At 72.9% G+C, this 21362-nt stretch carries 22 protein-coding genes; 11 read left to right on the top strand and 11 right to left on the bottom strand.

The window, feature by feature from the left end:
- Positions 1-142 precede the first annotated feature (142 nt).
- Positions 143-1519, bottom strand: coding sequence for an FAD-dependent oxidoreductase (locus AB0B20_RS27380; RefSeq protein WP_357383809.1), 1377 nt, complete (start codon positions 1517-1519; stop codon positions 143-145).
- A 41-nt stretch (positions 1520-1560) separates the two neighbouring features.
- Positions 1561-2709 carry a glutamate--cysteine ligase gene (locus AB0B20_RS27385; RefSeq protein WP_357383811.1) on the bottom strand — a complete coding sequence of 383 codons (1149 nt, stop codon included), beginning with the start codon at positions 2707-2709 and terminating at the stop codon, positions 1561-1563.
- Between the two features lie 194 nt (positions 2710-2903).
- Here AB0B20_RS27385 and AB0B20_RS27390 point away from each other — a divergent pair, with 194 nt between their 5' ends.
- The 4 genes from AB0B20_RS27390 to AB0B20_RS27405 all read left to right on the top strand — a co-directional run bounded on the left by AB0B20_RS27390 (position 2904) and on the right by AB0B20_RS27405 (position 7282).
- A complete protein-coding gene (locus AB0B20_RS27390) occupies positions 2904-3188 on the top strand; it encodes a DUF6412 domain-containing protein (protein WP_357383813.1) in 285 nt (94 codons plus the stop codon).
- 134 nt (positions 3189-3322) lie between these two features.
- Entirely contained in the window at positions 3323-4069 is a 747-nt protein-coding gene (yidC, locus tag AB0B20_RS27395; RefSeq protein ID WP_357474612.1) for a membrane protein insertase YidC, read from the top strand.
- 79 nt (positions 4070-4148) lie between these two features.
- The gene (locus AB0B20_RS27400; RefSeq protein ID WP_357383817.1) at positions 4149-5573 is read left to right on the top strand and encodes a carbohydrate-binding protein; all 1425 of its coding nucleotides are present in this window, start codon (positions 4149-4151) and stop codon (positions 5571-5573) included.
- 143 nt (positions 5574-5716) lie between these two features.
- The gene (locus AB0B20_RS27405) at positions 5717-7282 is read left to right on the top strand and encodes a cellulose binding domain-containing protein (RefSeq protein WP_357474615.1); all 1566 of its coding nucleotides are present in this window, start codon (positions 5717-5719) and stop codon (positions 7280-7282) included.
- A gap of 13 nt (positions 7283-7295) precedes the next feature.
- Here AB0B20_RS27405 and AB0B20_RS27410 read toward each other — a convergent pair whose 3' ends face one another.
- Together AB0B20_RS27410 and AB0B20_RS27415 are read right to left on the bottom strand one after the other, a co-directional pair.
- Positions 7296-7958, bottom strand: a complete 663-nt coding sequence (locus tag AB0B20_RS27410) for a DedA family protein (protein WP_357383822.1) — start codon at positions 7956-7958, stop codon at positions 7296-7298.
- A 70-nt stretch (positions 7959-8028) separates the two neighbouring features.
- Positions 8029-8622, bottom strand: coding sequence for a DUF1349 domain-containing protein (locus AB0B20_RS27415; RefSeq protein ID WP_357383824.1), 594 nt, complete (start codon positions 8620-8622; stop codon positions 8029-8031).
- A gap of 53 nt (positions 8623-8675) precedes the next feature.
- On the opposite strand from AB0B20_RS27415, the gene AB0B20_RS27420 reads away from it, so the two are divergent.
- Both AB0B20_RS27420 and fabG read left to right on the top strand, forming a co-directional pair.
- Positions 8676-10328 carry an alpha-amylase family protein gene (locus AB0B20_RS27420; protein ID WP_357383826.1) on the top strand — a complete coding sequence of 551 codons (1653 nt, stop codon included), beginning with the start codon at positions 8676-8678 and terminating at the stop codon, positions 10326-10328.
- A 60-nt stretch (positions 10329-10388) separates the two neighbouring features.
- On the top strand, positions 10389-11147 hold the full coding sequence (fabG, locus tag AB0B20_RS27425) for a 3-oxoacyl-ACP reductase FabG (protein ID WP_357383828.1): 759 nt from the start codon (positions 10389-10391) through the stop codon (positions 11145-11147).
- Positions 11148-11172: 25 nt separating this feature from the next.
- On the opposite strand, the gene AB0B20_RS27430 is transcribed toward fabG, so the two are convergent.
- Positions 11173-11589: a hypothetical protein gene (locus tag AB0B20_RS27430; RefSeq protein ID WP_357383830.1), complete on the bottom strand. Its 417-nt coding sequence runs from the start codon at positions 11587-11589 to the stop codon at positions 11173-11175.
- Positions 11582-11998 (bottom strand): hypothetical protein, encoded by a 417-nt coding sequence (locus AB0B20_RS27435; RefSeq protein ID WP_357383832.1) that lies wholly within the window; start codon positions 11996-11998, stop codon positions 11582-11584. Before AB0B20_RS27435 ends, AB0B20_RS27430 begins: the two co-directional genes overlap by 8 nt.
- Positions 11999-12123: 125 nt before the next feature.
- On the opposite strand from AB0B20_RS27435, the gene AB0B20_RS27440 reads away from it, so the two are divergent.
- Positions 12124-13020 (top strand): Gfo/Idh/MocA family oxidoreductase, encoded by an 897-nt coding sequence (locus tag AB0B20_RS27440; protein WP_357383834.1) that lies wholly within the window; start codon positions 12124-12126, stop codon positions 13018-13020.
- Positions 13021-13445: 425 nt separating this feature from the next.
- Positions 13446-14264 (top strand): ErmE/ErmH/ErmO/ErmR family 23S rRNA (adenine(2058)-N(6))-methyltransferase, encoded by an 819-nt coding sequence (gene erm, locus AB0B20_RS27445; RefSeq protein WP_357383836.1) that lies wholly within the window; start codon positions 13446-13448, stop codon positions 14262-14264.
- A gap of 4 nt (positions 14265-14268) precedes the next feature.
- Here erm and AB0B20_RS27450 read toward each other — a convergent pair whose 3' ends face one another.
- Positions 14269-14466: a DUF2795 domain-containing protein gene (locus AB0B20_RS27450; RefSeq protein ID WP_357383838.1), complete on the bottom strand. Its 198-nt coding sequence runs from the start codon at positions 14464-14466 to the stop codon at positions 14269-14271.
- 89 nt (positions 14467-14555) lie between these two features.
- Between AB0B20_RS27450 and AB0B20_RS27455 the strand changes: the two genes are divergently transcribed.
- On the top strand, positions 14556-15812 hold the full coding sequence (locus tag AB0B20_RS27455; protein WP_357383840.1) for an erythromycin esterase family protein: 1257 nt from the start codon (positions 14556-14558) through the stop codon (positions 15810-15812).
- 35 nt (positions 15813-15847) lie between these two features.
- On the opposite strand, the gene AB0B20_RS27460 is transcribed toward AB0B20_RS27455, so the two are convergent.
- Genes AB0B20_RS27460 through AB0B20_RS27470 form a run of 3 tightly spaced genes read right to left on the bottom strand, consistent with a single transcriptional unit; the run spans position 15848 to position 19088 of the window.
- Positions 15848-18028 (bottom strand): MMPL family transporter, encoded by a 2181-nt coding sequence (locus AB0B20_RS27460; protein WP_357383842.1) that lies wholly within the window; start codon positions 18026-18028, stop codon positions 15848-15850.
- A 28-nt stretch (positions 18029-18056) separates the two neighbouring features.
- A complete protein-coding gene (locus tag AB0B20_RS27465; RefSeq protein ID WP_357383844.1) occupies positions 18057-18602 on the bottom strand; it encodes a helix-turn-helix domain-containing protein in 546 nt (181 codons plus the stop codon).
- A gap of 45 nt (positions 18603-18647) precedes the next feature.
- A complete protein-coding gene (locus tag AB0B20_RS27470; protein ID WP_357383846.1) occupies positions 18648-19088 on the bottom strand; it encodes a helix-turn-helix domain-containing protein in 441 nt (146 codons plus the stop codon).
- An 89-nt stretch (positions 19089-19177) separates the two neighbouring features.
- Here AB0B20_RS27470 and ligD point away from each other — a divergent pair, with 89 nt between their 5' ends.
- Complete coding sequence (ligD, locus tag AB0B20_RS27475) at positions 19178-20137, top strand: non-homologous end-joining DNA ligase (protein WP_357474619.1); 960 nt, start codon at positions 19178-19180, stop codon at positions 20135-20137.
- A 12-nt stretch (positions 20138-20149) separates the two neighbouring features.
- Here ligD and AB0B20_RS27480 read toward each other — a convergent pair whose 3' ends face one another.
- Positions 20150-20851, bottom strand: coding sequence for a DUF1275 family protein (locus tag AB0B20_RS27480; protein WP_357474622.1), 702 nt, complete (start codon positions 20849-20851; stop codon positions 20150-20152).
- Positions 20852-21106: 255 nt separating this feature from the next.
- On the opposite strand from AB0B20_RS27480, the gene AB0B20_RS27485 reads away from it, so the two are divergent.
- Positions 21107-21352, top strand: coding sequence for a hypothetical protein (locus AB0B20_RS27485; protein ID WP_357474625.1), 246 nt, complete (start codon positions 21107-21109; stop codon positions 21350-21352).
- The last annotated feature ends 10 nt before the right edge of the window (positions 21353-21362 follow it).

Consider the following 21362-nt stretch of genomic DNA (forward strand, 5'->3'; position numbering starts at 1 on the left):
ACGATCCACGGCGGCTGCTCACCCCTCCTCACGTTCAGACGAAACGACCCTCACATCCAGTCGGTTACGCCCACCCTCAAAAAGTTAGGACCTCTAAGAAGGGGCCCTTCCTCTACCGGAGGCGTTAATAGGGGGCCCTTCCTTACACGGCGGCGAGGGCGTCGACGGCCTTGCGGGCGGCGATCAGCACCGGATCCCACACCGGGGCGTACGGCGGCGCGTACCCCAGGTCGAGCGCTGTCATCTCGTCCACAGTCATGCCGTTCCACAGTGCCACCGCGAGCGCGTCGATCCGCTTGGCCGCCTCGGACCAGCCGACGATCTGCGCCCCGAGCAGCCGCCCGCTGGGCCGCTCGGCGATCAGCTTGATCGTCATCGGCCGCGCGCCCGGGTAGTAGCCGGCCCGGTTCGTCGACTGGGTGTGCACGGTGACGAACTCGAAGCCGGCCTCCCGGGCGTCCCGCTCGCGCAGCCCGGTGCGGCCCACCTCCAGCTCGCAGACCTTTGTGACGGCGGTGCCGATGACGCCGGGGAAGGTGGCGTACCCGCCGCCGATGTTGATGCCCGCCACGCGGCCCTGCTTGTTGGCGTGCGTGCCGAGCGGGATGTGCACCGGCATGCCGCTGACCCGGTGCAGGGACTCCACGCAGTCGCCCGCCGCCCAGACGCCGGGCACGCCCGGCACCCGCATCCGCCGGTCCACCCGGATCGCCCCGGAGGGACCGATCGGCAGGCCGGCGGCCTCGGCGAGCGCGGTGTTGGGGCGTACCCCGAGACCCAGCACCACGACGTCGGCCGGGATCGGCCCCTCGTCGGTGAGCACCGCGCGGATCCGGCCGTCCCGCTCCTCCAGGCCGGTGACGGTGATGCCGGTACGGACGTTGATCCCGGTGGCCCGCATCGCCTCGACCACCAGCTCGCCCATGTCCGGGTCCACAGTCGACATCGGCTGGTCGGCCTGCTCGACCAGCTGCACCGAGAGCCCGCGCTGCACGAGCGCCTCGGCCATCTCGACGCCGACGTAGCCGCCGCCGACCACCACCGCCCGCCGCGGCCGGGGCTCACGTGCGAGCCAGTCGATCAGCGCCGCGCCGTCGTCGAGCGTCTGCACGCCGAACACCCCCGACACGTCGTCGCGCGCCCAGTCCGGCTGGATCGGTGACGCGCCGGTGGCGTACACCAGGGTGTCGAAACCGGCGCGGACCTCGCCGCCGCCGTCCAGGTCCCGCGCGAGGACCTCGCGGCGGTCGAGGTCGATGGCGGTGACCTCGTGCCGGGTGCGGACCTCGATGCCGAACTCGTCGCGGAAGGTCTCCGGGTCGCGGGAGATCAACTCGTCCCGCTCCTCGACCACGCCGCTCACCCAGTAGGGGATGCCGCAGGCCGAGTAGGAGGTGAAGTGCCCCCGCTCGAACGCGACGATCTCCAGGTCGGAGCGGTCGCGGCGGCGGCGTCGCGCCTGCGACGCCGCCGACATTCCGGCGGCGTCGCCGCCGATGACGATCATGCGCTCGGCCACGTCGCCCATCCTGTCACGCCGGGCCGCGGCCGCACGGCCGCTCAGCCACGGGTCTGCCGTGCCACGTCCGCGACCACGTCGACGAGGCTGCCGGTGCGCTCGAACACCGCGCGCTGCCGCGCCGCGCCGCTGCCGTGCCGGCGCAGCCCGCCCAGCAGATCGGTGACCCGGTCCAGGTCGCCGTGCCGTTCCAGTTCCGGGCGCAGCCGGTCGACGAGCCGGTCCAGCAGTTCCCAGGCCGGGCGCAGCTCACCGTCGGTGAGGTCGACGCCCTCGCCCTCCAGCCCGTCGTGGGCGGCCCGCCAGTGCGCCGCCACCAGGAGGTGGTGGTCGGTGTTGACGGCCGGACGGCCGGCGGCGATGTCGGTGAGCGCTGTCGCGACGAGCGCGCGGACCAGCGCCGCCACCAGCACCGCGTCGTCCACCGACGGGCAGACGTCGCCGATGCGGATCTCCACGGTGGGGTACTTGGCGGAGAGCCGGGCGTACCAGTAGAGCATTCCCTCGTCCAGCATCACGCCGCTGGCGATGAGCTGCCGGATCAGCCGCTCGTAGTGCTCGTGCGACTCCAGGTACGGGGTGGGCGCGACCGACGGCCAGCGTTCCCACTCCACCGAGCGCCAGCTCGCGTACCCGGTGTCCTCGCCCCGGGAGAACGGGGAGTTCGCGGTGGCCGCGTGCAGGATCGGCAGCCACGGCCGGACGTGGTTGAGCACCTGCACGCCGGTGTCCGGGTCGGGAATGCCGACGTGGATGTGCATGCCGTTGTTGCCGGGGCCGGGCACCAGCAGCCGGAACCGCTCGATCATCCGGTCGAAGCGCGGCTTGTCCACCACCGGCGGCACCGGCCCGTCGACCGGCCCGGTGCCGATCGCCAGCAGCCGTACTCCGGCCCGCTCGGCCGCGTCGGCCAGCTCGGCGCGCAGCATCGACAGCGAGTGCCGGATCGAGGACAGGTCCAGCCCGGGCGGGCTGCCGATCTCGATCTGGCTGGTCTGGAACTCGCGTTCCACCTGGCCCCGCAGCTCGGCCGGCACCTGCTCCATCACCAGGTCCACGGCGGGTACGGCGGTCCCGGTGTGCGGGTCGGCGAGCAGGAACTCCTCCTCGACGCCGACTGTCAGCAGGTCGGTTCCGCCCGCTGCGGCGCTCCGCTCCCGCTCCGCCACTGAGCCACTCATCGTCACCACCGTCTTCCTCGGGACCGCTTGCGGCACCGTGCCGCGTGGTCGATGGCCTGTTACCCACCGTGTCCGGGCCCGGAAACGCGCCCGGCGGCGTGTCGGCGCCGGTTCGCCCGTTCGGGTCGTGGGGGTCCGCCCGGCGGCGCGGCGGCGTGGACGCACGGGCCGCGGGGCGTGACACGGCGGGCTACTGTCACCGTGTGGCGGGGATCCTGGCGGTGCTGACGGGGGCGTGGGCCTACGCCCTCGCGCTGGTCGCCGACCGGCCGGCCGGGCTGCTCGCCGGTGCGGCGGTCGTCGCCGCGCTGCTGCTGGCGACCCTGCTCGCGCTGCGGGTTCGCGCGCTGCCCACGCCGCCCGGCACCCGGTTCGCCGCCGCCCTGCGTGCCCGCGCCCGCCGTCGGGGCGTGCCCCGGCAGGTCGACCCGGACGCGCCGGGGCGTCCGCGTCCCCGCGCGCCCGGCCTGCGCCCCTCGGCCGCGTAGCCACCTTCCGGCCCGCGTCGGCGGGCCGCCGGTTCCTCCACCCCGGCTTTCGCGGCCGATTCCGTCGTCATCAGTCCCGCCGCGCGGCATGCCGCCGCCCGGGACACCCGGAATCGCCATCGAGGGGTCCACCCATGCTCGCCTTCGCACCGTTGCATTCCGCGGCCTCGGCCGCGGCCACAGTCGTCACCTGGCTCGCCGACGTGCTCGCCCCGCTCGCCGGCGGCGCCGCGACGGCCGCCGCCATCGTCCTGTTCACCGTCGCCGTCCGGCTGCTGATCTCCCCGCTGACAGTGGCGCAGGTCCGCGGGGAGCGGCGCCGCACCGCGCTCGCCCCCGAGGTACGGGAACTCCAGCGCCGGTACGCCGACGATCCGGCCCGCCTCCAGAGCGAGCTGTTCGCGCTCTACCGCAACGCCGGGGCCAGCCCGGTCGCCGGCTGCCTGCCGGCGCTGTTGCAGGCACCGTTCTTCCTTGTCATGTACCGCCTGTTCGCCACCGGTGACGGCGCACCGGAGCTGCTGGGGGAGCGGCTCGCCGGCGTACCGCTGGGGTGGCACCTCGGCGACGGGCTGGCCGGTCCGGTGCCGCTGGTGTTCAGGGTGCTGCTGGCCGCGCTGCTGGCGCTGGCCTGGTGGTCCTCGCGGCGGATGCGCCGGGCGGCGGCGGCCACCGGCACCGTGGCCGGTACGCCGGCCGAGGGTTCGGGCGCGGCGGTGCTCGGGCGTCTGCTCCCGCTGCTGCCGTACGGCACGGTGCTGGTGGCGCTCGTGGTGCCGCTGGCGGCCGTGCTCTATCTGGTCACCACCACGGCGTGGACCGCGCTGGAGCAGGTGGTGCTGCGCCGGCCGCAGCCGGCGGAGTCCATCGACAAGCGTTGACAAGTGCGGGGACGGGCGCGTAGAAATCGCTCTCAGAGAGCGCTCTCCCGGACCCGTCCCCCGCAGAGAGGCACCCCGAATGAACCCGATCCCGGCGGCTCCGGCCGCCTCCGCCACCGTGCCCCGACCACGCCGCCGGCTCGCCCTGGGCGCCGGCGTCCTCGCGCTCACCACAGCACTCGCCGGCGTCTCGATGACCGCCCAGGCCGCGGTGCCCCCGACACCGTCCGGGTGGAACCTCGTGTGGAGCGACGACTTCACCGGCCCGTCCGGCACGCTGCCCTCGTCCGCCAACTGGATCATCGACACCGGCACCAGCTACCCCGGCGGCCCGGCCAACTGGGGCACCGGCGAGATCCAGACCTACACGTCCAGCACTGCCAACCTGGCCCAGGACGGCTCGGGCAACCTGCGCATCACGCCGCTGCGGGACTCGGCCGGCCGCTGGACCTCCGCCCGGATCGAGACGGTACGGGCGAACTTCAAGCCGCCGTCGGGCGGCGTGCTGGCCCTGGAGGGCCGGATCCAGATGCCGAACGTCACCGGTGCGGCGGCGTCCGGGTACTGGCCGGCGTTCTGGGCGCTCGGCTCGCCGTACCGGGGCAACTACCAGAACTGGCCGGGCATCGGCGAGTTCGACGTGATGGAGAACGTCAACGGGATCAACTCGGTCTGGGGCGTGCTGCACTGCGGCGTCGCGCCGGGCGGCCCGTGCGGGGAGTTCAACGGCATCGGTGCGTCCCGGGCCTGCCCGGGCAGCACCTGCCAGTCGGCGTTCCACACCTACCGGTTCGAGTGGGACGCCTCGACCAGTCCGCAGCAACTGCGCTGGTACGTCGACGGCCAGCTCTTCCACACCGTCGGGCAGAACCAGATCGGTGAGCCGTACTGGAGTCAGATGACCGGCCACGCCGGCTACTTCCTGCTGCTCAACGTGGCGATGGGCGGCGGCTTCCCGGACGGCGTGGCCGGCTCGGCGACGCCCACCGCGTCCACCGTGCCGGGCCGGTCGATGCTGGTCGACTACGTGGCCGTCTACACCCGGGGTGGCGGGAGCAACCCGTCGCCGACGCCGACCACGCCGCCGCCGGGCGGGGTGCGCGACGCCTACTCGACGATCCAGGCCGAGTCGTTCAACGCGCAGAACGGCGTGCAGGTGGAGACGTGCGCCGAGGGCGGGCAGGACATCGGCTGGCTCGCCAACGGCGACTGGGCCCGCTACGACAACGTCGACTTCGGCTCGACGCCGCCGCGCGACTTCGTGGCCCGGGTCGCCTCCGGCGCGGCGTCCGGGGTGAGCGGGCTGGTGGAGGTCCGGGTGGACAGCCCGACCGCGCCGCCGATCGGGAGCTTCGCAGTCGGCAACACGGGCGGCTGGCAGACCTGGCGCTCGGTGCCGGGCAACGTCGGCGCGGTGACCGGGCGGCACACCGTCTACCTGACGTTCAGCAGCGGGCAGCCGTCCGACTTCGTCAACGTCAACTGGTTCACCTTCCGTCGCTGAGCGCGGCGAGGCGCGGCCCGGGCACATCCTCCGGGCCGCGCCCGAACCGGTGCTGGACAGAAACAGTTAACACTCCTAATAATAGGCGCACGTCGACGGTTGTGAATCCCTCTCCATCCCCCGCCCGTCCCCTGGAGGACGCCGTGAGACTCCGCCCCCGCCTGGCGACACTCGCCGCCGCGCTGACCACCGCCGTGGTCGCCGGTGCCCTGCTCGCCGCGCCGCCCGCCTCCGCCGCCACCGCGGCCTTCGTCCGCACCTCCAGCTGGAGCAGCGGGTACGAGGCCCGGTTCACCGTCACGAACGACAGCTCCGCCGCGATCTCCTCGTGGAACGTCCAGTTCGACCTGCCGTCCGGCAGCACGCTCGGCTCGTTCTGGGACGCCCGGCTGACCACCTCCGGCCAGCACGTCACCGCCGTCAACCAGTCCTGGAACGGCGCGCTCGCCCCGGGCGCCAGCACCAGCTTCGGCTTCGTCGTCAGCGGGACCGGCGACCCGGTGAACTGCACGGTCAACGGCGCCTCCTGCACCGGCGGCGGCAACCCCGGCAACCCGGGCGCCCCCGCCACCCCCGGCGGGCTGCGGGTCACCGGCACCACCGCGTCCGCCGTCTCGCTGGCCTGGAACGCGGTCTCCGGCACCGTCACCGGCTACCGGGTGTACGAGGGCGGCACTGTCAAGGCCACCGTCACCGGCACCTCGGCCACCGTCTCCGGGCTGGCCGCGTGCAGCGGGCACAGCTACACGGTGGCCGCGTACAACGGCAGCGGCGAGTCGGCTAAGTCGACGGCGGTCGCGGCCACCACCAGCGGCTGCACCGGTGGCGGCGGTGGCGCGATGGCCGCCGCGCCCTACCTCTACCCGGGCTGGGGCGACCCGCCCGCGCCCGCCACGGTGATGGGCGCTACCGGGATCAAGTGGTTCACCATCGCGTTCGTGCTCTCCGGCGGCGGCTGCACCCCGGCCTGGGACGGCAACGGCCCGCTGACCGGCGGCACGCACGCCGCCACCATCGCCGCGATCAAGGCGGCCGGCGGCGACGTCATCCCGTCCTTCGGCGGCTGGAGCGGCAACAAGCTCGGCCCGAACTGCTCGTCCGCCGCCGCCCTCGCGGGCGCGTACCAGCAGGTCATCAACGCGTACGGGCTGAAGGCCATCGACATCGACATCGAGAACAGCGACGAGTTCGAGAACGAGGTGGTGCAGGACCGCATCCTGGACGCCCTCAAGATCGTCAAGCAGAACAACCCGGGGATCAAGACCATCATCACGTTCGGCACCTCGACCACCGGGCCGTCGTACTACGGCACCCGGCTGATCAACCAGGCCGCCGCGAAGGGCGCCGGGATCGACGTGTTCACGATCATGCCGTTCGACTTCGGCGGCGGCGCGAACATGTACCAGAACACCGTGAACGCGGCCGAGGGCCTGAAGACCGCACTGAAGAACGCGTTCGGCTGGTCCGACGCCACCGCGTACGCCCACATGGGCCTGTCCGGCATGAACGGCCTCTCCGACCAGCAGGAGCTGACCTCGCCGGCCACCTGGACGCAGATCCGCGACTGGGCCAAGGCGCGCGGCCTGGCCCGGTTCACGTTCTGGTCGGTCAACCGGGACCGGCCCTGCCCGGGCGGCGGCGTGGTCGCCAACTGCTCCGGCATCGCGCAGAACACCTGGGAGTTCACCGGCATCACCGCGGGGTTCTGAGCCCGCGCGACGGTCAGCGCCCGGCGGTCACCGACTGCCGGGCGCGCCGCCGGCGCACCTTCTTCACCGCCCAGCTCACGATCATGAAACCGAAGACCGCGAAGATCGCGTAGTTGAACCACTGGCTGTACTTGTCGACGTCCTCCCACCGCGTTCCGAGGGTGAACCCGGCGCCGACGATCAGGGCGTTCCACACCCCGCTGCCGAGCGTGGTGAGCAGGATGAACTCGCCCAGCGGCATCCGGTTGGCGCCCGCCGGGATGGAGACCAGGCTGCGCACCACAGGCACCACCCGGCCGATCAGCACCGCCCACCGGCCGTGCCGCTCGAACCAGCGGTCCGCCTTTTCCAGGTCCTCCAGGTCGACCAGCGGGATGTGGTCCAGCCAGCGCTTGAGCCGGTCCTCGCCGAGCGCCGCGCCGAGCCAGTAGAGCACCAGCGCGCCGATCAGTGAGCCGACTGTCGCGGCGACCACGATGAACACCACGTTGAACCGGCCCTCGGCGGACAGGTAGCCGGCCATCGCCAGCACGATCTCGCTCGGGATCGGCGGGATGATGCTCTCCAGCGCCACCAGAAGCGCCACGCCGACCGCGCCGAACGAGTCGATCACGCTCGCCACCCAGCCGGTCAGCCCGGTGAACTGGTTCGGGTCGACGTCCTGGGCCAGGGCCATGGCGGTCCTTCCACGTGAGAGCCGGAGATCCGGAAGTGTTACCCGGACCGGCCGGTGTCACACCTGTGACTCAGCCCTCCGGGTGCAGCGCGGCGTCCGCCGGACCCCGCCGCCAGCCGGTGAAGCGGACCAGCAGACCACCCCGGCTGGGCGAGCAGCAGTACGGCCCGGCCGACGCCTCCGCCGCCGGATCGAGCGGGGCGACGCGGACCAGCCGCCACGGCTCGTCCGCGCAGCGGGCCCGGACTGTCAGCGCGTCGCCGGCCCGGCTCACCCGGACCGTCACCTCCCGGCCCGACCACTGCGGCACCGGCGCCACCGACCAGTCGGAGAACTCGTCGGTGACCACGGCGCCCACCTGCGGAGCGCCGTCGCTCACCTCGACGCCGGCCTTGGTCCACCGCCGCTCGTCCACCCGCACCAGCACGCCGGCCTGGTCGAACTGGGCCGCGTAGTCGAGCAGGAACGACACCTCCACGGCGGTGTCCACGCCGAACGGCGCGAGCAGCGCCGAACCGTCGTCGTGCACGAAGCCGTAGCTGGTGCGCCGCCAGAAGTCGCTACCGCCACGCGGCTCGACCAGCAGGCCGCCGTCGACCGGCTCGGCCCGCTCGGGCGGGTTCAGCCAGGTGCCGGCGGACCAGTCGTACGCCTCCTCGCTCATCCCGGCACCGTACCGGGTTTGCCGTCGCGCGCGTTCGGAGAAGTAGTCCCCGCATGGGTGACAGGTGGTATCAGGAGGCGGTCGTCTACTGCCTCGACGTCGACACGTACGCGGACTCCGACGGCGACGGGGTGGGTGACTTCCAGGGGCTGATCGGGCGCCTGGACTACCTGGCCCGGCTCGGGGTGACCTGCCTCTGGCTGAACCCGATCCATCCCTCGCCCAACGAGGACGACGGGTACGACGCGACCGACTTCTACAACGTCGACCCGCGCCTCGGCACGCTCGGCGACTTCGCCGAACTGCTGCACCAGGCGAGCAACAGGGGCATCCGGGTGATCATCGACCTGGTGGTCAACCACACCTCGGACCAGCACCCGTGGTTCCAGTCCGCCCGCTCCTCGCCGGACTCGCCGTACCGGGACTGGTACGTCTGGGCCGACCACGAGCCGGCCGACCGCCACCAGGGCATGGTGTTCCCGGGCGAGCAGCACGAGACGTGGACCTACGACCGGACCGCCAAGGCGTGGTACTACCACCGCTTCTACAAGTTCCAGCCGGACCTGAACATCGAGAACCCGAAGGTCCGGGCGGAGATCAAGAAGATCACCTCGTTCTGGCTCCAGCTCGGCGTCTCCGGCTTCCGGATGGACGCGGTGCCGTTCATCATCGAGCGCACCGAGCCGGGCAACCCGAACTCACCGAAGGACTTCGACTTCCTCACCGACCTGCGCCAGCACGTGCAGTGGCGGCGCGGCGACGCGGTCCTGCTGGCCGAGGCGAACGTCGAGCCGGACGAGCTGCCCGTCTACTTCGGCGACGGCAGCGGCTCGGGCAACCGGATCCACATGCTCTTCGACTTCATGCTCAACGGACGGCTGATGCTCGCGCTGGCCCGGGAGGACCCGGAGGTGATCATCGAGGCGTTGCGCGACACCCCGAAGCTGCCCACCGGCGGCCAGTGGGCCACGTTCCTGCGCAACCACGACGAGATCGACCTGTCCCGGCTCACCGCCGACCAGCGCAACGACGTGCTGGCGAAGTTCGGGCCGGACGAGAACATGCAGCTCTACGGCCGGGGCATCCGGCGGCGGCTGGCGCCCATGCTCGGCAACGACCGCCGGCACATGGAGCTGGCGTACTCGCTGCAGTTCTCGCTGCGCGGCACGCCGGTGCTGCGCTACGGCGAGGAGATCGGCATGGGGGAGGACCTGTCGCTGGACGGGCGCGACGCGATCCGTACGCCGATGCAGTGGTCCTACGCCGACAACGCGGGCTTCTCCACCGCCGAGCCGGAGAAGCTGGTCCGCCCGGTCATCGACAAGGGCGAGTACGGCTACCAGAACGTCAACGTCACCGCCCAGCGCAAGGACCCGCGGTCCCTGCTCGGCTGGTTCGAGCGGATGATCCGGACGCTGCGGGAGGCGCCGGAGACCGGGTCCGGCAGCACCACCCACATCGACGTGCCGATGCCGCCGGGCGTGCTCGCGCACCGCGCCGACGGGCGTACCGGGACCATGGTCTTCCTGCACAACCTCGGCACCGAGGACGTCGAGGTGGACCTGAGCACGCTGGCGCCGGAGGCGGACCTGCCGATCGACGTGCTCAGCGACCGCAACTACGAGGACGTGGGCAAGCTCGACCGGCTCAAGCTCGCCGGCTACGGCTACCGGTGGATCCGGCTCTGCCGGGACCACGAGCGGTAGGCGCGGCGTACCGGCGGGTTAAGCTCCTTCGATCGAGCCACAAGTTACCGGGAGGTAAGCATGTCGGAGGAGCCCCGCGTCGCCATCGTCACCGGAGCCGCGCGCGGCATCGGCGCGGCGACCGCCCGCCGGCTGGCGGCCGACGGCATGGCCGTCGCCGTTGTCGACATCGACGAGTCCGCCACCAAGGAGACGGTGGACGCCATCGGCTCGGCCGGCGGCCGGGCGCTCGGCGTCGGCGCCGACGTGTCCGACCGGGCCCAGGTCGAGGCCGCCGTGGAACGGATCGCCGCCGAACTCGGCGCGCCGACGGTGCTCGTCAACAACGCCGGCGTGCTGCGCGACAACCTGCTGTTCAAGATGGCCGACGCCGACTGGGACACGGTCATGGGTGTGCACCTGCGCGGGGCGTTCCTGTTCAGCCAGGCCGCGCAGAAGCACATGGTCGAGGCGAAGTGGGGCCGGATCGTCAACCTGTCCAGCACGTCCGCGCTCGGCAACCGGGGGCAGGCGAACTACTCGGCCGCCAAGGCCGGTCTCCAGGGCTTCACCAAGACGCTGGCGATCGAGCTGGGCCCGTTCGGGGTGACTGTCAACGCGGTCGCGCCCGGCTTCATCGTCACCGACATGACCGCCGCCACCGCGGCGCGGATGAAGGTCGACTTCGACGACCTCCAGAAGCACGCCGCCGCCGAGATCCCGGTACGCCGTCCCGGCCGCCCGGAGGACGTCGCGCACACCATCTCGTTCCTGGCCAGCGAGGGCGCGTCGTTCGTCTCCGGTCAGGTCATCTACGTCGCCGGCGGCCCGAAGGACTGACCGGCCCGACCCGGCGCGGGCCCGCTCAGGCGGGGTCGCGCCGGGTGCGCCACAGCCAGAACAGGCCGAGCACCGGCAGCACCAGCGGCACGTAGCCGTAGCCGCTGCCGAAGTCGGACCAGACCGTCTCGTCCGGGAACAGCTCCTTGTCGGCGATGCTCAGCACGCCCACCCCGAGCACGCCGACCAGTTCGACGGTGCAGCAGGCGAGCGCGACCCGGCGGCCGGTGTGCCCGGCCCGGGCCAGCCCGACCGCCGCCACGATGTAGATCAGCGCGGCGAGCGCGGAGAGCAGGTACGCCACCGGCGCCTCGTCGAACTTCGTGGCGATCTGCAACCCGGCCCGCGAGGTGGCGGCGATGGCGAAGACGATGTAGACGGCGATCAGCAGCCGCCCCGGGCCGCGGTTGGTGACGGGTTGCTCGGTCGTGGTCTCAGCCACCGAGGACCTCCCAGGTCTGCTGGAGCCGTACCGCCACCACCGGCGTGACCAGGCAGATCGCGCAGACGATGCCCGAGCCCCAGCGGGTCGGCTCCATCCGGGCCAGCACCCAGGCCAGCGGCGGCAGGCAGACGAGCGTCGCCAGGTAGCCGAAGAACGCGCCCGGCTCGCCCGGCCGCTCGCCGCCGCCGAGCGCGACGAGAGCCGTCACGGTGAGCGCGAGCAGCGCCACCTCCAGCACGGCCAGGCCGACGAACTGGATCCGGTCCGGCGGGCGGTGGCGGACAGCCGCCACCAGGGCCCAGACGGCGAGCGCCAGCGAGATCACGATCGCGACAGTGGCGAGTGGCCCGTCCACCGGGGAGGAGGCCGCCGCGCTGGTCGTCGACACGGTGTCGTTCACCGGCACAGCCTACTAATGCGTGTAGTAGCGGCTGGCCCGCCGGGTCGGGGCGCGCCGGGCTGGTCCGGGGACTAGCGTGGATCACGGTCCCGGCGTACGCCGGTGGCGGACGTCGGCGGCAGGGGGTCGGGGTGCGGTTCGGGTTGTTCGGCACGGGTTACTGGGCGGCGGAGACGCATGCCGCGGCCATCGAGGCGCACCCGCGGGCCCGGCTCGCCGGTGTCTGGGGGCGGAACCCGGCGAAGGCGGAGGAGCTGGCCACCCGGCACGGCGTACCCGCCTTCACCGACGTCGACGCGCTCATCGACGCCTGCGACGCGATCGCGGTGGCGCTCCCGCCGGACGTGCAGGCCGACATCGCCGTGCGGGCCGCCACCGCCGGGCGGCACCTGCTGCTGGACAAGCCGCTGGCGCTCGACCTCGCCGACGCCGACCGGGTGGTCGACGCGGCACAGGCGTCCGGGGTGGCCTCGGTGGTCTTCTTCACCCAGCGCTTCCACCCGAACGTCACCGGGTTCCTGGCCTCGACCGCTGCCGCGGGCGGCTGGCAGCACGCCCGCGCGACCATGTTCGCGTCGATCTTCCAGCCCGGGAACCCGTACGGCGACTCGACCTGGCGGCGGGAGCGCGGCGCGCTCTGGGACATCGGCCCGCACGCGTTGTCGCTGATCCTGCCGGTGCTCGGCCGGGTCACCCGGGTCGCCGCGATGGACGGCCCGAGCGGCCTGGTGCACCTGCTGCTCACCCACGACGGCGGCGCGACCAGCTCGCTCTCGCTGACCCTGGACGCGCCGCCGGAGGCGGTCACCCGGGACTTCGTCTTCTTCGGCGAGAACGGCACCGAAACCGTCCCGCCCGGCGACGGCAGCGCGCTCCAGGCGTTCGGGGCCGCGCTCGACCAGCTGCTGGAGGAGGTCGACGCCGGCACCCGCGACCACCGCTGCGACGTGCGGTTCGGCCGTGAGGTGGTGGCGGTGCTGGACGCCGCGCAGACCGCCCGGTCGCAGGGCCGCACAGTCGACCTGTAGAAAACCGGTCGCCGGGGACGGACCCGGTCGCTAGCGTGGCGGCATGTTCACGCATGCCCTGATCCGCGTGGCCGCCGCGCCGGCCGCGTGTGGGCTCCTCCTGGTCGCCCGTCCGCGGTTCCGGCGCCCGGCCCTGGCCGGCCGGTACGCCGCCCACGTCTGACCCCGACCGCCGGTTCCGACCCGCCCGCCGAGGGCGCCGGTCGCGCCACCTCGCCGAGGTGGCGGCTGGTCCGTCCACCATGCCACCTCGTCGAGGTGGCCGTCTCAGGCATGCGCCGCGTCCCGGCCACTCTCCAGGGTCGTCCGAGTCCCGATCCGCTCGGACCGCCCGCCCGATCCGCCCCGCGCCGCCTCGACGGCGGGGGTGACACCCGCGCAGCGGTCCGTACCCGTCGCCGTCCGGCGACAGACAGGACGAACCCGTGGCGCCCCGCCGAACCACCGCACGCGACCGGTCCCGTCGCGTACTGTCCCAGAACTTCCTCGCCGACCCGGCCGCCGTCGCGCTGATGGTCCGCTCGGTCCGGCCCGGCCCGGACGACCTGCTGCTGGAGGTCGGCGCCGGGCGCGGCCGGCTGACCCGGCCACTCGCCGCGCGGTGCGGGCGGCTGATCGCGTACGAGGTCGACCCGGCAGTGCTGCCGGAGCTGACGGCCGCCTGTGCCCCGCTGCCGAACGTCGAGGTGCGCCCGGCCGACTTCCTGGCCGTGGCCCCGCCCGCCGGGCCGTTCTCGGTGGCCGGCAACATCCCCTGGTCGCTCACCGCGGCAGTGGTGAGATGGTGCCTGGCCGCGCCCGGACTGCGTACCGCGACGTTGCTCACCCAGCTCGACTACGCCCGCAAACGCAGCGGCGACCACGGCCGGTGGAGCCGGCTCACGGTGCTGACCTGGCCCGAGTACCACTGGCGGCTGGCCGGGCGGGTGCCCCGGGCCGCGTTCCGGCCGGTGCCGGGCGCCGACGGGGGCATCCTGCGGCTGGAGCGCCGGAGCACGCCACTCGTGGCGCCGGCGGCGCTGCCCGCGTACCGGCGGATGGTGGAGCTGGGCTTCGGCGGAGTCGGCGGCTCGCTCGCGGCCTCGCTGCGCGCGGCCCGTCCCCGGCGGCATGTCGACGGCGCGTTGCGGGCCGCGCGGATCGCGCCGGAGACCCCGGTGGGCCTGGTCTGGCCGGAACAGTGGCTGGTGCTGTTCCGGCTGCTGCACGCGCGGACGGGCCCTCACCCCACGCCTCCGGCATAGAAGCTCAGGCGTCGGCCAGCACGACCAGCGCCTCACCCAGTTCGGCGGGGGAGTGGAACTCCTCGGCCGGCAGGGACCGCAGCGCCTGGAGCGCCTCGGTGTCGGCGCCGTTCTCCTGACCCCAGCGGACCAGGTCCTCCCGGGAGACCGGATAGTCCAGGCCGGCCAGGAACTCCCGCAACTGCGCACCGGTGACGGTCATGCCGCCCGGCTACCCGCTGGGCCCGGCGGCATGCCCGCCGCCGGGTCCGGGCCGCGGTTTGTCGCGGCGGGGCCCGGGTAGCCGCGGACATGCTGGTACAGCGGCTCGGCGCGCCGAGCGACTTCGACCCCTTGCTGGACCGCGTACGGGACGCCCGGGTGGTGATGATCGGCGAGGCGACGCACGGCAGCTACGACTACTACCGGCTGCGGGAGCAGGTGACCCGGCGGCTCATCGCCGAGCAGGGCTTCGACTTCGTGGCGGTGGAGGGGGACTGGCCGGACTGCGACCGGGTGCACCGGTCGGTGGTCGGTGCGCCGGGCGGCCTGGCCGATCCGCTCGTGGCGCTGGAACGGTTCGAGCGCTGGCCCACCTGGATGTGGGCGAACGCCGAGGTGGCCCGCTTCTGCCGCTGGCTGCGCGCGTGGAACCTGGAACGCCCGGAGGGGGAGCGGGCCGGCTTCCACGGCTTGGACGTGTATTCCCTCTGGGAGTCGATGCAGGCCATCTTCGACTACCTCGGTGAGGAGGACCCGGCCTCGCTGGAGGCGGCCCAGGAGGCGTACCGCTGCTTCGAGCCGTACGGCACGCGGGCCGAGGAGTACGCGATGGCGAGCCGGTTCGTCTCCGCCCGGTGCGAGGAGGAGGTGGTGCGGCTGCTGGCGCGTACCCGGGAACAGGCCGCCGCGGACGGCCCGGACCGCTTCTCGGCCTGGCAGAACGCGGAGGTGGTGGCCGGCGCGGAGCGGTACTACCGGGCCATGGTCGGCGGCGGCCCCGAGTCGTGGAACGTCCGCGACGTCCACATGGCCGACACGCTCGACCGGCTGCTGGACCGGTACGGGCCGGGCTCGCGGGGCATCGTGTGGGCGCACAACACGCACGTCGGCGACGCCCGGGCCACCGACATGGCGGCGGACGGCATGGTCAACATCGGGCAGCTCGGCCGGGAACGGCACGGCCGGGACGCGGTGGCGCTGATCGGCTTCGGCAGCTGGCGCGGCAGCGTGGTGGCCGCGCCGCGCTGGGGATCACCGGCCGAGACCATGGTGGTGCCGCCGGCCCGGGCGGGTTCGGTGGAGCACCGGCTGCACGAGCTGATGCCGGACCGCGCGGTGCTCGTCTTCGGCGGCGACGACCAGCCGGAATGGGTGACCGGCGAGGCCGACCACCGGGCGATCGGGGTGGTGTACGACCCGAGCTTCGAGTCGTGGGGCAACTACGTGCCGACCCGGCTCGGTGAGCGCTACGACGCGTTCGTCTGGTGCGACGAGACGACGGCGCTGCACCCGCTGCCGACGCGGGTCACACCGGGCGAGATGGAGACGTACCCGGCGGGGGTGTGACCGGGTGGGGCCCGTCGGACCCCACCCGGTACGGCTCACACCTGCGCGTGCTGCTTCTCGGCGAGGTGGGCGCGCAGGCCCTCACCCTCGACGTCCACGTTGGGCAGGATCTTGTTCAGCCAGCGCGGCAGCCACCACGCGGCGTTGTTCAGCAGCGACATCACCGCCGGCACGATCGTCATCCGGACCACGAACGCGTCGATGGCGACACCGATCGCGAGCGCGAAGCCCATCGACTTGATGATCGGGTCCTCCAGGAAGACGAAGCCGCCGAACACCGAGATCATGATGAGCGCGGCGGCGGTGACCACCCGGGCGCCGTGCCCCATGCCGTTGATGGTGGCCTGCTGGGCGGTGTCGCCGTGCACGAAGTCCTCGCGCATCCGGGAGACCAGGAAGACCTCGTAGTCCATGGCCAGGCCGAACAGGATGCCGATGAGCAGGATCGGCAGGAAGCTGACCAGCGGCGCCGGGGTGTCCAGGCCGACCAGGTCGGCCAGGTGGCCCTGCTGGAACACCGCGACGGTGATGCCGAACGTGGCCGCCACGGTGAGCAGGAAGCCCAGCGCCGCCTTGACCGGCACCAGGATCGACCGGAACACCAGCATCAGCAGCAGGATCGACAGGCCCACCACCAGCAGCAGGTAGACCGGCAGCGCGTCGGAGAGCTTCTCCGACACGTCGATGCCGACCGCCGTGACGCCGGTGAGCAGCACGTCGACGTTCTGGATGCCGGAGACCTGCTTGCGGATGTCGTGCACCACCGTCTCGGTGGCCTCGTCGGTCGGCCCGGACTTCGGGATCACCCCGATCAGCGCGGTACGCCCCGACGGGTCGACCTGCGGCGGGGCCACGGCCAGCACCCCGTCGGTCTTCTGGATCAGCGCGGTCACCTGCGGGATGGCGCCCTGGGTGGCCTGCGGCGAGTCAGCCGTCACCACGACGGCGAGCCGGCCGGTGAAGCCGGGACCGAAGCCCTCGCGGATCAGGTCGCTGCTGACCCGGGCCGGGGTGCCCTCGGCGGCGGCGGAGGCGTCCGGCAGCGCCAGGCGCATGTCCTGCGCCGGGATCGCCAGCAGGCCGAGGCCGAGGAGGCCGACGAGGATCACCGGGATGCGGAACCTGGTCACCCAGCGGGCCCAGCGGAAGCCGAAGCCGGAGCGGTCCTCCGAGCCGGTGGTCGGGTCCTCGACCGCCTTGCGGTCGCGCAGCTTGCGCGGCAGCACCTTGTGGCCGGCGAAGCCGAGCAGCGCCGGGGCCAGCGTGATCGCCACGAGCACGGCCACGGTGACGGTGCCGGCGGCGGCCAGGCCCATCACGGTGAGGAACGGGATGCCCACCACGGCCAGGCCGGCGAGCGCCACCACCACCGTCGCGCCGGCGAAGACCACAGCCGAGCCGGCGGTGCCGACCGCGCGGCCGACCGCCTCCTCCGGGGAGAGCCCGTCGAGCAGGTTCTGCCGGTGCCGGGAGGTGATGAACAGCGAGTAGTCGATACCGACCGCGAGGCCGAGCATCAGCGCCAGGATCGGCGCGGTGCTTGTCAGCTCGACCGCGCCGCTGAGCGCGAACAGGCCGGCCATGCCGACGCCCACGCCGATCAGCGCGTTCAGCATGGTCATCCCGGCCGCCACGAGCGAGCCGAACGTGATGACCAGGACGATCGCCGCGACCAGCACGCCGATCGCCTCGGTCGAGCCGACCTCCGGCTCACCGTTGAGCACCTCGCCGCCGGGCGCGATCTGCCAGCCCTGCGCCTCGGCCTGCGCGCCGACCTTCTCGTACGCGTCGCGCTGCTCGTCGGTGACCTCGTCCGCCCCACCGGCGAACTGCACCTGGATTAGCGCGTACCGGCCGTCCGGGGTGAGCGCCTGCGCCTGGTACGGGTCGACCGCGCCGACCACGCCGGGGAGCGTGGCCGCCTCCTGCGTGACCTGCTGGACCACCGCCTGTCCGGCGGGTGAGGTGAGCGCGCCGTCCTGTGGCGCCTTGATCGCGATGGTGCCGGTGGCGCCACTGGCCGCCGGGAAGCGGTCGGCGAGCAGGTCGATCGCCTTCTGCGACTCGGTGCCCGGCATGGTGAAGTTGCTCGCCGTCGGGCCGCGCAGCGTGGCCGCGGCCAGGCCGAGCCCGACGAGTACGACGAGCCAGACGACGGCGACGAGTCGCCGCCGGCGCAGGGATGCCCGGCCGAGCCGGTACAGCAGGGTCGCCATGGACCTTCCTTGTCCTCGCAGTTTCGGATCAGGTGGTGACTTCGAGCGCGCGGTACGCCACGGCGAGCAGCGCGGGGCGCAACTGCTCGTCGGGGATGTCCAGGAACTCGCCGCAGGTCTCGGCGATGCCGGCGAGCACGACGAGCGCGGCGACGCGGGCCTCCGGCCGGTCGGAGAAGCCGGCGAAGGCCGCGACCAGCCGTTCGGAGATCTGCTGGATGTGCGTGAACGCGGGCTGCTGGAGCAGGTCGGGGAACTCGCCCCGGAGCAGTGCGATCTCCCGGCGGAAGCGGACCGCCAGGTCGACGAAGCCGTCCGCGGCGACGCGTTGGGCCCCGGCGCCGGTGTGCGCGGCGATCCGGGCGTCCAGCTCCTCCAGCATCGTGATGGCCGGGGCCATCAGCTCGCAGAGCAGGGCGTCCTTGCTGGCGAAGTGGTAGAGCACCGTCGCCTTGGAGCAGCCCACCTCACGGGCGATGTCCTGGAGCGAGGTGCCCTTGTAGCCGGTTACGCCGAACCGGCGAGCGGCCGCGGCCAGCAGCTCGTCGTGGGTGGCGGTGGTGGGTCGCGCCATGTCCTCCAGCATGCCTGACCGATCGGTCAGGGTCTGACCGATCGGTCAGATCCGGTCCGTGGCGTTCGCCACAACTGCCTGTCCGCGCAGGTCAGGACGGTGGCCGCCATGCGTCCGGTCGTACTCGGCCCGGGCCGCGCTGATCGCCTCGCGGTGCCGCTCCGCCCAGCTCGTCAGCGCCACCAGCGACTCGTACAGCTCCTGGGCCATCGGGGTGGCGGTGTACTCCACCTTCGGCGGCACCGTGGGATGCACGTGCCGGTGCAGCAGCCCGTCCCGCTCAAGGTTGCGCAGCGTCAGCGTGAGCATCCGGCGGCTGATCCCCTCCACCCGGCGCTCCAGCTCGGTGAAGCGGACCGGGCCGGCCGAGGCGGCGATGAGGATGCCGATGGCCCACTTCCCGCCCACCCGGTCCAGCGCCTCCCGCACGGTGCAGGCGCTCGCCTGCTCCGCAGACACGCACCGGTCCGCCTCCACGTCACCCACCCCTCGATCGTCGCAGGTGCGGGCCGCCGAGACGCGCTGGGCACCGTGTCGGGGTTGCCGAGCCGGGCGCGGCCCGGGAAGGTGGTCCGATGGGCGCAGCCGACGAGACCCGGGCCGGAGTGTCGCTGACCAACCTCGACCAGCCGCTGTTCGACGGCGCCGGGGCGACCAAACGCGACCTGGTCGACTACCTCGACGTGGTGGGCGACCGGATCCTGCCGGAACTGCGGGACCGGCCGCTGTCGGTGCTGCGGGTGCGGCCCGGCCAGGAGCCGTTCATGCAGAAGAACCTGCCGAAGTACACGCCCGACTGGGTACGCCGCACCGAGGTGTGGGCGGAGGCGTCACACCGGAAGATCTCGTACGCCCTCTGCGACGACCGGCGGACGCTGCTCTGGTTCGCCAACCAGCGGGCGGTGGAGTACCACCCGACGCTGGCCCGCACCGGGGCGCCCGAACACCCGACCCACCTGGTGCTCGACCTGGACCCGCCGGAGGGGAACGCGTTCGGCGCCGTGGTGCGGGTCGCGCTGCTGGTGCGCCAGGCGCTCGCCGACGCCGGGCTGGCGGGCGCGGTGAAGACGAGCGGCGCCAAGGGGCTGCACGTGATCGTGCCGGTGAACCCGGCGACCACCGCGGAGGAGGCCGCCGCCGCGACCCGGGCGCTCGCCGCCCGTACCGAACGGCTCGACCCGGCGGCCGCGACCACCGCGTTCATCGTCGCCGACCGCGGCGGCCGCGTCTTCGTCGACTCGACCCGGGCGTACGGGGCGACGGTGGTGGCCGCCTACAGCCCTCGGATCCGGCCCGGCGCCCCCGTCTCGTACCCGGTGGGCTGGACCGACCTGGAGAGCGCGAGCCCGGCCGACTTCACCGTGCGGACCGTGCCCGCGCTGCTCGGTGACCGGGATCCCTGGGCGGAGGCGCTGCCCGCGCCGCAGCGGCTGCCGGCGGAACTCGTCGAGCACGGTCGGACCATTCCGGTGGCCCGGGTGCAGGCCATGCACGAGGGCAAGCGCCGCGCGAAGGCCCGCCGCGAGGCCGGGTGAGGCCCGCCCGCGTCAGCGACGTCCGGTCGCCGTCGCGGGGGGCCGCTTGCCCCAGGTGAACGCGATGAGCACCACGGCCAGCGCCCAGGTGACGATCATCGTCCAGATCGGGCGGGTCTCGGTGGCCGCGCCGACGAAGCCGCCGATCGCGTAGCTGACCAGGCAGAGCAGGCCGGTCGCGGCGAGCCGCCCGGTAGCGCTGCGGCCCTCCGGCTCGAACACCCAGTCGGCGATGCCCTTCGTGGTGCGCAGCACGGTGCCGGTCTGGTACGAGGTGGCGGTCTGCACGCCGAACGTGCGGACCACGAGCCCGCCGAGGATGCCGACCGGGAACGCCAGCAGCGCGGTCAGGATCGTGCGCTCGGTAAGCGAGTCGCGGCCCGAGTCGAGGGACCGGTCCACCAGCCCCCAGAGCACGAGCAGCGCCAGCATGGCGAGCAGTTCCATGCCCGGCGGGGTGAGCGGGCCGGCCGGGCGCACACGGCGGATCCCCGCGCCGAGCAGCCCGCCGAGGCCGAACGCGACAAGTGACGCCAGCGCGGACGGCCACGCCTTGAGGTGACCGGCGGCACCCATTCCGACGAATGCCACGTTGCCCGTCTGAATACCTACGAACACCTTGTACTTGAGGAACGAGAACGCGTCGACCACACCGGCGAGGCCGGTGGCGAGCGCAAGTGCGAGAAATGGTACGTGGAAGTCGTATTCCCCCACCCGCCAGCGGTCCTCCGCGCTCCGGGCAGCCCTCGCAGAACTGTTCGCAGAATTGGACATCCGGCTTCCTACCCTCGTATCCGGCTTGTGAAACCGGTCCGGGATCCGATGGCAGAAAATACGCGGCGCGCGTTTTGTGCGGCCGTTCGTCCGATTCCGTGGAATAGCGCGATCGCGTGGTTACCCGATTGGCCCGGGTTCGGCAACATCGCCATTGCGTTCCGGCGACGCGAATCACCGAAGGAGGCCGGGCACATGTTCGTGCTCCCGATCACCAGACTGCGCGTCACGCTCTACTCGATCGCGGCTCTGGCCGTCGCCGGAGTCGCCGTCGACGCTCCGGTCTGGAGCGTCGTGGCGTCTCTGTTCCTCTGTGTCGCGCTTCCGCTCGCGGTGGCCCTGCAGAGCCCGGAGCACCTGCGGGCGTTGTTCGTCCCGTCCCGGGCCGCCGACGCGGCGGCCCACACCCGGAAGGAAACTCGTCATGCCCAGATCCACTGACCGTGCCGGT

The sequence above is a fragment of the Micromonospora sp. NPDC049151 genome, from assembly GCF_040648395.1.
Lineage (GTDB): Bacteria > Actinomycetota > Actinomycetes > Mycobacteriales > Micromonosporaceae > Micromonospora.